6 protein-coding genes are annotated in these 13,771 nt (G+C 72.9%); all 6 read right to left on the reverse strand.

Going from position 1 to position 13,771, the window contains the following annotated elements:
- Positions 1–517 precede the first annotated feature (517 nt).
- Positions 518–2,629 carry a hypothetical protein gene (locus tag OG286_RS07165; RefSeq protein ID WP_405364899.1) on the reverse strand — a complete coding sequence of 704 codons (2,112 nt, stop codon included), beginning with the start codon at positions 2,627–2,629 and terminating at the stop codon, positions 518–520.
- A gap of 14 nt (positions 2,630–2,643) precedes the next feature.
- Entirely contained in the window at positions 2,644–4,452 is a 1,809-nt protein-coding gene (locus tag OG286_RS07170; protein WP_396322536.1) for a carbamoyltransferase, read from the reverse strand.
- A 29-nt stretch (positions 4,453–4,481) separates the two neighbouring features.
- Positions 4,482–8,498, reverse strand: coding sequence for a non-ribosomal peptide synthetase (locus OG286_RS07175; protein ID WP_405364901.1), 4,017 nt, complete (start codon positions 8,496–8,498; stop codon positions 4,482–4,484).
- A 164-nt stretch (positions 8,499–8,662) separates the two neighbouring features.
- On the reverse strand, positions 8,663–9,619 hold the full coding sequence (locus tag OG286_RS07180; RefSeq protein ID WP_396322538.1) for a TauD/TfdA family dioxygenase: 957 nt from the start codon (positions 9,617–9,619) through the stop codon (positions 8,663–8,665).
- Positions 9,620–9,681: 62 nt separating this feature from the next.
- On the reverse strand, positions 9,682–11,820 hold the full coding sequence (locus tag OG286_RS07185; RefSeq protein ID WP_405362647.1) for an amino acid adenylation domain-containing protein: 2,139 nt from the start codon (positions 11,818–11,820) through the stop codon (positions 9,682–9,684).
- Positions 11,821–11,868: 48 nt separating this feature from the next.
- Positions 11,869–13,764 (reverse strand): FAD/NAD(P)-binding protein, encoded by a 1,896-nt coding sequence (locus OG286_RS07190; protein WP_405362645.1) that lies wholly within the window; start codon positions 13,762–13,764, stop codon positions 11,869–11,871.
- Positions 13,765–13,771 lie beyond the last annotated feature (7 nt).

Here is a 13,771-nt window from a genome sequence, read left to right on the forward strand (position 1 = left end):
CCGGCATGACACCCCCCCGTTCCGGCAACCTGACGGCGCTCACCGCAGTTCGTGCGGCATCAGATGACAACACATGACGGGTACACAAGGAAAGCGCCTGGCTCGATCGAAGCCGTCCCGAGCAGCTCGCCAAACGCCCTTGATCGCCCCCAGAAGCGCACATCCCCGGCATATCTCCGGCCGCGGATACGCCCGCTTTACACCGTCTCGTCAGGCCCCGGCGAGCCCGGTTGTGAGTGCCGCGTGCCGCTCCACAGCCGGGATCCTCACGTTCCGGGCCATCCGGAGGGGCTCATTCCGGCCAGCCGGGAGAGGAATCTTCCGCAGTCCCGGAGGGCGTCTCGCCGTCACGTCCGCATGGTGGACAACCGTTTGCGGCCATCGGCCGCACCGTGATTGTCTGAAGCGGGCCGGAGGACGCGCCCAATTCCCTTGGTGTGCCATCGGGCATTTTTCGCTCGTACACGCAGAACGGCGGTGCCGATGATTTCGGCACCGCCGTTCGGGGAATGCGTTGTTACCGGCCCGCCCCGGGTCGGTCGCTGTCGCCGGCACCCCCGGCGACAGCGGTGAACGTGTGGACGTCACCGAAGGAGCAGTACGGGTCGGGCGTCCGGCCCGCCAGGACGTCGGCGGAGAACCTCCGGATCCCCGCGTCACCGGGGAAGGCCGGTGACGGCCAGGCCAGGACGACCTCGTTGAGGCCGTCGCACACGATCTCGCCGGGCAGCGAGATCCCGTGGCGCTCCCACCCGGCGCCGCCCGACGCGGTGGCGACCGGCCGACCGTTCACCTCGACCGACACCTGCCCCCCGGCGCCGGCCGGGTGCGGTGTCCGCCAGGTGGCGTCCAGCTCGACCGGCCGGCCGGCCTCACCCACGAAGAAGAACACCGATCGCGCCGAGAAGGCCTTGTAGTAGTTCCGCTCGTACGCCGGGGCACCGGGGGTCGACCACTGGAGCTCCAGTGCCTGGCGGCCGGCCGAGTTGTACGAGGGGTCGAGCAGATCGGCCTTCCGGAGTCCGACCGAATGCTCGTCGATCCACACCTTCTCGACCTGCCGGCGGACGTCCTGGCCGTACTTCGCCAGTACGTTGGCGATCGATCCCGTGATGAGCGGATCGAGATACTGGCGGACATTCACGAAGAGGTAGCGCTGGATCTGCGGCGAACCGGCCTTGAGCAGCCTCTCCGCGGACTCGCACATCAGCATCGGGGTGCGCCGGGCCTGCAGCTCCAGATAGGCCGACATGAGCGGCGCGAGCCGGTCGGAAAGGCCGACGGAGCGCTCGATCGAGTGCTCGACCAGTTCCCCGTCCTGCCACCAGTGCGCATTGTGGACGGCGGCCAGGAAGAGCGTCTCCGCCTCCGCTCCGGCCTCCGGACCGGGTGCCTCGGCGAGCAGCTCCCGCCAGCTCACCGCGGTCTCCTTGAACGCGCCCAGCAGCGCGGCGGCCGCGGCCGCCATGGTCACCCGGATGCCCTCCGCGTTGAGGTGGCAGTAGTCGATGAAGAGCCGCCGGTCCGGTATGCCGCCGCCGAGGTGCTCGCGGAACAGCTCCGGCGAGTCGACCAGCAGGCCGCCGTGCCGCTCGGCGCCCTCGCGCAGGGCCGCGAGGACCGGCGCGGTGCTCCGCGGGGCGTAGACGACGGTGGTGTCCCAGATCTGGGCGTCCCGGGCGGCCTCCAGCGCCGCCCGGGCCGCGTCCTCGTCGCCGGCGGCCCGGGCGCAGTCCGCCAGGACGTAGTGGCCGGCCGCGTTGGTGCCCTGATCGAGTTCGACCATCCGGCGGGCGGCCTCGGCCGCCTCCTCGAAGCGGCCCTCGGCCAGCGCGGCCCGGGCCGTCCCGTACAGGGCCGCCCACCGCGGGTTGCCGTCGTCCGGCAGGTGGGCGGCGTTCGCCACCGGGTCGCGCCAGTCGGCCAGGTTGAACTCCGGGGCTATCCACAGCACCGGCACACCGCGCTCCGCGTAGAACGCGGAGACCTCGTCGACGATCTCCTCCGAGGTCCGCCGGACGAACTCCTCCGCGTGCTCCCGGTACCCGGCAGGGCCCCGCTCGCGCACCGCCGCCGCCAGCACTCCGCGCTCCAGCGGCTCGGTCGGCAGCTCGTAGCGCCAGTTGTTGCCGCAGAAGAGCACCACCGCGTCGGGCTCCAGCACGGCGGCGGCCAGAGCGAGGTCCTTGATCTCCCGCCCCTGCGAGGTACGGGCCAGGTCGACGACCTCGACCTCGCCGGGCCCCAGCCGGGACTCCAGCAGCGCCGCCAGCACCCCGGCGGGATTGTAGGCCGGGTCGTACAGGAAACCGCGGGCCACCGACTCGCCGAGGAGCAGCACCCGCCGGCCGCCCGCCTTGGCCGGGATCTCACCCGCGTTGGCCCACATGGGCCATTCCAGCCGCCGCTCCTGGTCGCGGACGAACGGCTCGTCGCCGCCGGTGCGCTGCCAGATCCCGACCCGCTGCACGTCCGGTGGCCCGGCCGACGCGCCCGGCGCCGGTGCGGGGCCGGGAGGGTCGGTGGACAGCAGCCGCAGCAGCTGTGCCAGCCGCGCGCCGTCGTCGGTCGAGAGCTGCCGCGCCAGTTGATCGGCGAAGAACTTCAGGGAATCCGAAGGTCGGTCCATGGGCCCGTTCCTGTTCAGAGGAGCGTGTAGACGAGGTGGTCGACCGCTTCGCCGGCCAGCGGCGTGGGAATCGCGGTCTCCAACTCCCACAACAGCGGAATCGACGAACGGTCCAGAACGAAGTCCTCGATCACCAGGAGGTCGATCTGGCTCTTGACGAAACACCTGATGGCGTCGAGCGGAGTGCACACGATCGGTTCCCCGCGCACGTTGAACGAGGTGTTGAGCAGGATCGGGCACCCGGTCTGCCGGTGGAACTCGCCCAGCAGCTTCGCGAACCTCGGGTTGCTCCCGTCGTTGACGGTCTGGATCCGCGCCGAGCCGTCCACGTGCGTGATGGAGGGCAGGTCGATCGGGGAGGTCACCTGGTGGGTCTCCAGCATGAACGGAGACGGGTGGTCCAGGTCGAAGTGGTTCTGCGCCTCGGACTCCAGCACGGCCGGCGCGAACGGGCGGAACGACTCCCGCAGCTTGACCAGTTCGTTGATCCGGTCGCGCGTCCCGGCGCCCCGGGGATCGGCCAGGATCGAACGCGCGCCGAGCGAGCGCGGGCCGAACTCCATCCTCCCCTGGAGCCAGCCGACCACCTTGCCCCGGGCCAGCTTCCGGGCCACGTGGGTGATCAACTGCTCCTCCTTGCCCCGGAAGTCCCGGTAGCGCGCGGAGGTGTTCCTCAGCAGCCGGTGCACCTCGTCGCCGGAGCTGGCGGGCCCCAGGTAGACGTGCTCCTGCCGCTTGTGTTCCGGCCGCTCACCGGTCAGCCGTACGTGCGCCACCGCGGCGGCCCCGATCGAACCGCCCGCGTCGCCGGCGGCCGGCTGCACGAACAGCCGCTCGAACGGGCCCTCCCTCAGGCAGCGGCTGTTCGCCACCACGTTCAGCGCCACACCGCCCGCCATGCAGAGGTTCTCGCTCGGCACCTTCTCGTGCAGGTAGCGCACCTTCTCCAGCAGGATGTCCTCCAGGACCACCTGGACGCTGCGTGCCACGTCCAGGTGGAAGGGCTGGAGTTCGGACTCCGGCACCCGGGCCGGCCGGCCGAGCAGCTCGGCCAGCGCCGGCGAGTACATGGACTCCTCCGAGAGGAAGGAGAAGTACTTCATGTTGAGCCGGTACTGCCCGCCCTCGCCCGGCTCGACCAGGTCGCGGATCCGGTCGGCGTAGCGGGGCTCCCCGTAGGGGGCCAGGCCCATGACCTTGTACTCGCCCTCGTTGACCTCGAAGCCCAGGTAACCGGTGACGGCGCTGTAGAAGAAGCCCAGCGAGTCCGGGAAGTCCACCTGCTCGAAGCGCTCCACGAGGTGCCCGTTGCCGGAGCCGTAGGTGGTCGTCGGCCAGTCGCCGACGCCGTCCACGGTCAGGATGGCCGCCTCGTCGAAGCCGGAGAAGTAGTAGCTGCTCGCCGCGTGCGAGAGGTGGTGGTCGACGATCTCGACCGGGCCCTCGTACCCGGTCACCGTGCGGAGCACGTCGATCGGCGGGGTCCTGGTCATCCGGTCCTGGATGTCGCGGCGGCGCTTGGCCGGCACGCCGGGCATCAGGCCCATCCAGATCTGGCGGCCCAGCTTCCGCACCGGGTCCTCGTAGTAGCCGATGGCGTCGACGTCGGCAAGGCTCAGCCCGGCCTCGTCCAGGCAGTAGCGGAGCGCGTTCCGGGGGAACGACTTGTCGTTCTTGACCCGGGTGAACCGCTCCTCCTGGACCGCGGCGACCAGCTTGCCGTTGCGGATCAGGCAGGCTGCCGAGTCGTGGTAACCGGCCGATACGCCCAGGACGTTGACGTCAGAGGCGGGCTTGCGCCGGGGGGTGACACTGGTGGACATTCGGTTTCCTTCCGCTTTCACCACTGCTTTCACCACTGCGCCAGGTGGTCGTCGATCAGCTGACCGATCTCCCGCAGGGGCTCGCGGTCGGTGATCTCCAGGTGCCCGCAGTCGAGGTCGTGCTGCAGGATCTCGCCGTCGACGAACGCTCCCCACGTCTGCGCGCCCGAACGGTCGCTGGTCCGGGTGGCGTTGAAGAACAGCAGGTCGCCGGAGAATCGCTCCTCGGCGTGGTAGTGCAGGAACGCCTCGCAGTTGCCGACGGTGGTGGCCGCGACGGTGGAGGCCTGCTTCCACTCCAGCATGCCGAGCACCGGGTCGTGCGCGCGGAGCAGGTCGACCAGCTCCTCGTGGCTCGCCGGGTCGGCCAGTCCGTCGGCGCGGTGGCCCAGCAGGACCTCCATCACCCAGCGGCTGTCCGCCTCGGCCGGCCGGAACTCCTCGGGCAGCGGCCGGGCGTCCAGCAGGGCCAGCGTCGCGACCTCCTCCCCCGCCGCCTCCAGCCGGACGGCGACCAGGTACGCCAGCACCCCGCCGAACGAGCAGCCCATCAGGTGGTAGGGCCCGTGCGGCTGGAGCTCGCGGATCGCCGCGACGTGGGAGTCGGCCATCTCGGCCATGGAGGCCGGCTTCAGCCCGCCCGCGAGCTGGGCGGACTGCAGGCCGATCACCGGGCGGTCGTCGTCGAGGTGCGGCAGGATCGGGGAGTAGGTCCAGCTCAGGCCCGAGGCCACCGGCAGGATGAACAGCGGTTCGCCGACGCCCTCGCGCATGGTGAGGACCGGCTCCATGGGGTTGCCCCGGGTGCGGTTGGTCAGCTGCTGGGCCAGCTGGGCCACGGTCGGCCAGCGGTACAGGTCGCGGATGGTCAGCGGGACGCCGCCGATGTCGGCGATGTCCTTGACGCGGTCGAGGAACATCACGGCGAGCAGCGAGTGGCCGCCGAGGTTGAAGAAGTTGTCGCCGACACCGACGTCCGGGACGCCGAGGATCTCGGCCATCAGCGCACAGAGCGCCTTCTCGACCGGTGTCCCGGAGGCCCGCACCCCGCCGCCGGTGACCGTCCAGGCCGGCAGTGCGCGGCTGTCCAGCTTGCCGTTCGGGGTGAGCGGCAGCTCGCTGACCATGATCACACTCGGGACCATGTAGTCGGGCAGCTGCATCCGCAGGTCCTCGTGGAGCTCGCCGGCCGTCACACCGTCGTCCGCCGGCACCGCGTAGGCCACCAGGCGCTTGTCACCGGGTACGTCCTCGCGCACGATGACCGCGCCCTGGCGGACCCGGGGGTTGCGGGTGAACACCGCCTGGACCTCGCCCAGTTCGATGCGGAAGCCGCGGACCTTCACCTGGTCGTCGGCCCGGCCGATGTAGTCCAGCCCGCCGTCCGGGCTCCAGCGGGCCAGGTCGCCGCTGCGGTACATCCGCTCACCCGCGCCCTCGAACGGGCAGGCCACGAAGCGCTCCGCCGTCAGGCCCGGCCGGTTCAGATAGCCGCGCGCCAACTGCGGCCCCGCCACGTACAGTTCGCCGACCACGCCGACCGGCACCGGGCTCAGCCGCTCGTCCAGCACGAACATCCGCAGGCCGGCCAACGGCCCGCCGACCAGGCTCCGGCCGACCGATCCGGCCACCTTCGGCGCGTCCAGCGCCAGGTAGGTGGCGTGGATGGTGGTCTCGGTGATGCCGTACATGTTGACCAGCGTCACCCGGTCGTCCGGGTGCCGGTCGTACCAGGGGGAGATCTGGGCGAAGTCGAGCGCCTCTCCCGCGAAGATCACGGCGCGCAGCGCCAGTTCGGGGGTGCTCCTGGCGTCCTCCGGGATCAGCGGGTAGAAGGCCGAAGGGGTCTGGCACAGCACGGTGACCCGCTCCCTCGCCACCAGGGCCAGGAAGTCCTTCGGCAGGCGCGACACCTCGTACGGGACGCTGACCAGGGTGCCGCCGTGCGCGAAGGCGCCCCACATCTCCCACACCGACACGTCGAAGGCGTAGGAGTGGAACCAGGTCCACACGTCGTCGCCGCCGAAGGCGAACTGCTCGCGGGTGGCCTCCAGGAGAGCGACCACACTGCTGTGCGCGATGGTGACGCCCTTGGGGCGCCCGGTGGAGCCGGAGGTGTAGATCACGTACGCCGGGTGCCCGGGCAGCAGCGGCGTGGTGCGCTCGGCGTCGGTCAGGTCGGCCGCGTCCCTGGCGGCGAGGTCCGCTTCGACGGCGCCGGCGCCCAGCAGGACCGGGGCGTCCTCGAACTGCGGCGGCAGGGACGCCGAGGCGGCGCCGTCCGTGACCACCAGGGCGGGCCGTGCCTCCTCGAAGAGGGTCGCGATGCGCTCGGCCGGATACGTGGGGTCCACCGGAAGGTAGGCCGCACCGGTCTTGAGGACCGCCAGCAGCGCGACGGCCAGGTCGGCGGAGCGGTCGAGTAGCACCGCGACGCGCTCCTCGGGGCCCGCACCCCGGGCGCGCAGCAGCCGGGCCAGCCGGTTGGCCCGGGCGTTCAACTCCCGGTAGGTGACGCGGGTCTCACCGTCCACCACGGCGGTCGCGTCGGGCCGGCCGGCGGCCTGCGCCTCGAACAGCCCGACCAGGGTGGCGGTGGGCTCGGCCCCGAGGGTGCCGCTCCACTCGGTGAGGAGCCCGCGCTCGCGGGCGTCCAGCAGCGCGATCTCCCGGATCGGGGTGTCGGGCTCGGCCGCCACCGCCTCCAGGACCAGCGCCAGGCGTTCGGCCGCGGCACGGACCGTCGCCTGCTCGTAGAGGTCGGTGCTGCCCTCGACCGTGACGGCGAGCCGGTCCGGGAGGCCGTGCTCGGTCCGCTGCCGGCTGAAGCCGATGGAGAGGTCGAACTTGGCGGTGCCGATGTGGACCGGCTCGGCGCTGACGGTGAGTCCGGGCAGGTCGAGAGGGTGGTCTCCGGCCTCCTCCAGGGTCAGCAGCACCTGGAAGAGCGGGTTGCGGCTGGTGGAGCGCTCCGGGTTGAGCTCCTCGACGACCCAGTCGAGCGGGACGTCCTGGTTGGCCCAGGCGGCGATGTCGGTCTCGCGCACCCGCTGGAGCAGCGCGCGGAAGGACGGGTTGCCCGCGGTGCTGGTCCGCAGCACGACGGTGTTGACGAAGAAGCCGACCAGGTCCTCCAGCGCCTCGTCGGCCCGGCCCTCGACCGGCACGCCGATCGGGACGTCGTCGCCGGCCCCGGTCCGCGACAGCAGGACGGCGGTCGCCGCCTGGACCACCATGAACAGCGTGGTCCCGGTCTCCCGGGCGATCTCCAGCAGCCGGGAGTGGACCTGCCGGGAGCAGCTGACGGTGTGCGCCACACCCTGGTACGAGGCGGTGAGGGGCCGCGGGCGGTCCGGCCGGATCAGCGCCTCCTCCGGCAGACCGGCCAGCGCCTCGCGCCAGTGGGCCAGCTGCTCGGCGGCCTCGCTCGCAGGGTCCGAGGGGGTGCCGAGGAAGTCGCGCTGCCACGCGGCGTAGTCGCTGTACTGCACCGGCAGCGGTTCCCGGACCGGGGCCCGGCCCCCGGTCCGCGCCCGGTAGGCCACGGCCAGGTCGCGGAAGAGCGGCCCTTCCGAGGTGCCGTCGGTGGCGATGTGGTGGACGACGAGCAGCAGCACGTGCGTCCGCTCGCCCAGGGCGAGGAGGTGCGCCCGGAAGGGCAGGTCCTTGGCGAGGTCGAACGGCACCCGGCCGAGCCGGACGAGGGTGTGGGCGGCGCCCGCCTCGTCGGCCTCGGTCACCGGGAGGTCCACGCCGCCGTCCCCGACGTCGAGGACCCGCCCGCAGAGGGTGCCGTCGACGACCTCGAAGACCGTTCGCAGGGGCTCGTGGCGGGCGACCACGTCGCCCAGCGCGAGCCGGAGAGCCTCCCGGTCCAATTCCCCCACCAGCCGCACCGCGCTCGGCACGTTGTAGGTGGGGGACAAGCCTTCCTGCCGACTCAGAAACCACAGGCCTTGCTGCCTGACGGAGGGCGAGAACACTGTTGAGCTCCAATTCCTCACGCCGGGCGACTGGCGTATCCGCCTCCCATTGCCCGGTTCCATTCGAGACGTCAGATTGACAACGCTAGGGGCCTCGGCCGGTGGATTGCGGCACCTTCGGGGGCAGAAAGCAGGTGCCTGCGAACAGGTGACGACCGGTCCCGGGAAAAGTCGGGGAATTCCCGATTCCCGGCCCTTCCCGGCCCTTCCCGGCACGGAACGGCCGATCAGATCAGCACGGGCCCGCGGCCGTTGCGGTGGGCGGCGCTGCGCCTGCTGTCGAGGTGCACGTACACCCGGTGCAGCCAGCGGTCACGGCCGTCGTAGCGCGGGGTGAAGTCGCTACGGCCGTGCACCACCAGGCGGTTGTCGATGAAGACCAGCTCGCCGGGCGCCAGGGTCAGTGAGGAGGAGACCTTGGTCAGCACCGTGCCCAGCCGCTCCATGGCCCCGGCGGCCTCGTCGTCCAGCGCGGTGGTGGCGTTGAAGTCGACCCGGATGTCCGGGTCCCGGACGTTGCCCCCGAGCACCGGGTGCGGCGCCGTGGCGTCGCCCGAACCGAAGGACGGCGGCGCCTCGGTGACGAAGCGGGGGCTGTTGAGGACGGCGAGGTCCTCGTCGTCGAGCAGCGGCAACGCCTCGCGGATCGAGGAGACCAGGGTGCCGGCGCGGCCGTCCCGGTCGGCGCGCAGGCACAGCAGGCCGACCAGGTCCGGGCGGTAGGGGTGGAAGGCGTTCTCGTTGTGCAGTTCCAGCGGGACCGAGCCCGCGTTGCTCTGGGACCCGGCGAGCGAGCGGACCGGGACCACGTCCTGGACCAGGGCGCCGTGCTTCTCGTCGCGGTAGGCGATCACCTCGCCGAGCTGCTGGGCCAGCAGCATCGCCGCCGCGGAGGGGACCGCCGGGATCCGCTGGACCGAGTCCTTCACCGTCGGGGTGTCGGGCAGGGCGCTCTCGTCCACCGGCAGCCCGGTGATCGACAGGATGCCGGCCACCCCGGCGTCCTGTCGCAGTCCGCGCAACGCCTCGATCAGCCGGACCGGCAGCCGGCAGCTGAGCCGGCGGGCCTCGACCAGCCAGTCGGGGTCGTCGAGCAGGACCGGCGGGGTCCGGACGAGCTCCGCGGCCAGGCCGCGCAGGACGGCGCGTTCCTCGGTGGTGAGTGCCAGGCGAATCGCGTCCACGGACACGGGCTCGGATGCAAGGGCGGTCACACTGGTGCCTCTCGTCTGGTGGTGCGGGAGCGTCACGGCTCGAGCCGGCTTCGCAGCTGCCGGACGTCGACCTTGCCGTTGGCGGTCAGGGGAAAGCGGTCGACCGTCACGAAACTGCTGGGGATCATGTACTCGGGCAGGCGCCCGCCGAGGTGCTCGCGCAGGCTCGCGGCCTCGGGCGCGGCCCCCGTCCCGGGCAGCACGAAGGCGGCCAGGCTCTGGGTCCGGGCGTCCGGGTCGGCCGCGATCACGACGACCTCGGCGACGCCGGGGTGGCGGCGGAGCTGCTCCTGGATCTCCCCCGGCTCGACCCGGTAGCCACGGATCTTGATCTGGTGGTCGACCCGGCCGAGGAACTCCAGCGAGCCGTCCGGCAACCAGCGGGCCCGGTCGCCGGTCTTGTAGAGGCGCGCGCCGGGCGGGCCGTACGGGTCGGGCAGGAAGCGCTCCTCGGTCAGCTCCGGCCGGTGCAGATAGCCGCGTGCCACGCCCACGCCGCCGATGTGGACCTCGCCCGCGACACCGACCGGGAGCGGCTCGAGCCGGTCGGTGAGCACGTACATCGTGGTGTTCGGGATCGGGTCGCCGAGCGGCACCAGGACGTTGCCCGGTGGCTCGGTGACGACGTACCCGGAGTTCCCGATGGTGATCTCGGTGGGGCCGTACTCGGTCGCGACGGCGGTGCCGTCGGGGCCCGCCGCGGCGATCCAGCGGCCGGCCAGGTCGGCGGTGAACGCGTCGCCGGCCGCGATCGCGATCCCGGCGAGGTCCCGGGTCTCCTCCGGGGTGAGGTCGAGGCTGAGCAGGTCCAGCTGGCCCGGGGTCATCTTCAGGAAGCTGTACGGCCCGCCGGCGACCAGGTGCTCGCCCAGGTCGGCGATCGGCAGCGGGTCCGGGAGGAGGTGGACCGGCTGACCGGCGAGCAGCGGGCTGAACAGGTTCGGGATGCCGAGGTCGAAGGAGATCGAGGAGAAGGCGGCGGAGCCACCGGTGCCCCGGCCGGCGTACGCGGTGGCCGCCCACAGCAGGTAGTTGGCCAGGCCGCGGTGCTCGACCATCACGCCCTTGGGCGCGCCGGTGGAGCCGGAGGTGTAGATGACGTAGGCGAGCCGGTACGGGTCGGCCGGGGTGTCGGGGAGGCCGGACGGCCGGGCGTCGATCGCGGCGCGGTCCCCGTCCACGAGCACGCTCCGGACGCCGTCCACCGGTTCGAGCAGCGGCAGCTGCGCGGTCTCGGTGAGCACCGTCTCGCAGCCGGCGGTCTCGACCATCACCCGGAGGCGCTCGGGCGGCAGGTCGGGGTCGAGCGGCAGGTAGCCGGCGCCGGAGCGCCACACCCCGATGAAGGCGGGCAGCAGGTCCGGGCCTCGGCGCAGGCAGACCCCGACCAGGGTGCCGGGTTCGGCGCCGAGGTCCCTCAGGTGGTGGGCGATCCGATTGGCCCGCTCGTCGAGCTCGCGGAAGGTCAGGGTGCCCTCGTCCGAGCGGACGGCCACCGCGTCCGGGGTGCGGCGGGCCTGGGCGTGGATCAGCACGTCGACGGTGTCCGTCCCGTGGTCGACCGTGTCACCGGACGCCCAGGTGTGCAGCACCAGTTGCCTCTCCCCGGCCGGGAGCCGGGCGGCCAGGGCGTCGCCGTCGGGTGCCGCGGCCATGGCCTCCAGGACCAGCCGGTACATCTCCGCCAGGACGGCGAACCGGGCGGGCGCGACGCTCTCGGCGCGGGCCGTCAGCCGCAACCGTCCGTCCTCGGGGGCGACCAGCAGGGCGTACGCCGTCCCGGGCCCGGCGGCCGCGGCGAACAGGACCCGGTCGGGGCGGGTCGCGTCCCGGCCGGCCGGGGCGGCGGCGCTCTCCTCGCCGGAGCGCAGGTCCTTGACGACCTGCTGGAGCAGCTGCCGCCAGGTCTCGGCGTCCCGGTGCACCTCGACGGCGACGGGCCGCTCGTGCTCGGGGAGGCTGACGTCGGTGCTCAGCCCGTGGTCCGCGGTGAGCATGCCGAGCACCTTGACGTGCGCGGCGACCAGCACCTCGCCGACGGTCGCCCCACAGGTCGCGGCCAGTGCGCCCAGGCCGTCGGCGAGATCGCCGAACTCCACGACGGTCTCGGCGGGTTCGCCCGCGGCGTGCCCGGGCTGCCAGGCGGTGGGCAGGGTCAGTGTGACGGTCAATGCGGTCTCTCCTCGTGGTCGCACCGCGGCACGCGCGCGACGTGCCGTCTACTGGTAGGCCGGAGTCGCCCGCGCGGGCAGTTCCTCGCCGGGGCGGACGCCGGACAGCGCGTGGGCCGCGATCGCGTCGGCGTCCCGGACGTAGTCGCCCCACGGACCGGGGCGGCCGAAGCCGACCTGGGTGAACCAGCGCGTGTTCTCGGTGGGTACGCCGAGGACGTACAGGCCGGTGTCGGGCAGGCCCGTGCAGTCCACCGGGTGGAACGGGGCCGTGGTGACCGCCACCCCGCCGGTGCGGAAGGCGTGCTGCGCGTCCCGGTTGACGAACTCGGTCCACAGGCCGCGTCCCCGGAGGTTGCGGGTCAGCTCCGCCGGGTCGCGGCCGAGGTCCGGCACCGGGACGCGGGCGTCGACCACGTGGTCGACCGGCGTCCCCGAGCCCGCCACCCGGGGCGAGGAGACGGTGAACCGGCCGAGGACCGGATCGGCGGCGATCCGCACCTCGGGCCCGACCACGCGCAGCACGCCGGCCGCCATCAGCGCCAGCGCCTGCCGCAGCCGCACCGGCGGTGGCCCGGCCACCAGCACCGAGCTGACCGGCACGAACGAGCCGAGGAACGCCTCCCGGTGTGAAGCCGGGTCGAGCCCCCCGAAGTCGACACACTCGCGCATCACCCAGCGGGTGTCGCGGATGACGTCGAGCGCGGCCATCAGCGGCGACCGGGTGTTGCCGCGCTCGGCCTCCCGGACACTCCCGCGCAGCAGCGCGGCGAGCGTGCGGTCGAACTCCTCCGGCCCGGCGAAGGTCCGCCCGGCGAACGGACGGGCCAGCGCCTCCAGGTCGATCGGGGGCATCCCGGCGACACCGTGACGGGCGGCGATCGTGCGGACGTCCGGCAGCCCGGCGCCGACGGCGAGGACCACCTCCGCGGTGAACTCCTCGGCGGCCCCCGGCCCGTGTGAGTGGCGCAACGCGGTCGCGTAGTAGACCAGGTCGATCTCGGCGGTCAGCCAGGGCAGCACGTCGGCCGTGAAGTCCAGCACCGGCCCGGCCGCCCGGCTGCGGACCCGGTCCGGGGTGAAGAGGACGGGCTTGAAGGAGTACCCGGGAGGCCGGTTGTTGTCGCCCTTGGCCAGCAGCGGCAGCCCGCTGCGCGAACCGGCCAGCAGGACGGGCTCCGCGCCGCCGGGCCGGTACACCAGCTCGCCGTCCGCGTCCTCGGTGAACCGGCCGCCCCGGCCGACCGTGAGGGCCGCCATGACATCGTAGAAGGACAGCCCCAGCCCCAGCACGCCCACGGCCGCGCCGGCCGGGATGGCGTCGAGGGACATCTCGGCCGGCGAGTCGCCCCGGATCCAGCCGAGACCGGGGCGGTCCGCGGCGAAGTCGAGAAGCTCCCGCTCGGTGCGCTCCGCCGGCGCCGGCCCGGCGTGACCGGTGACCAGGACCACCCGGTCCGCGTCCAGGCGGCCCCCGCCGGCCGTGGTCAGGCGGTAGCCGCCACCGCGCGGTTCGAGGTCGGTCACGGCCGCGCGCAGGCGCGTCAACCGGACGTGTGCCGGCAGGTGGGCCTCGATCGCGTCCAGGGCGAAACCCAGGTAGCGGCCGTACACCGCCCGGGGCGCGTACCCCTCCGGCCCCGGGTGGCCGGGGAGGCGGGCGGACCACCACTGGTCGAAGGTCGGCCCCGCACCGGCCCGGGCCGGCCCGTCGTCCTGGGCGCCGGAGAACGCGGAGATCAGGCCCACCGGCGTGTTCATCAGGAACCACTCCGGCTGGTCGGTGCGGTAGATCCGCCCGCAGCCCACCTCCACCGCGTCGATCAGGTGCAGCTCCACCGGCCGGTCGCCGGGCTGCTCGGTCAGCCGGGCCACCAGGCGCTCGGTCACCGCCAGCCCGCGCGGGCCGCTGCCGACGACGGCTATCCGCCAGGGTCGCGTCAAGGGAATC

Origin of the sequence: Kitasatospora sp. NBC_00039 (genome assembly GCF_045160625.1) — a bacterium.
Lineage (GTDB): Bacteria > Actinomycetota > Actinomycetes > Streptomycetales > Streptomycetaceae > Kitasatospora.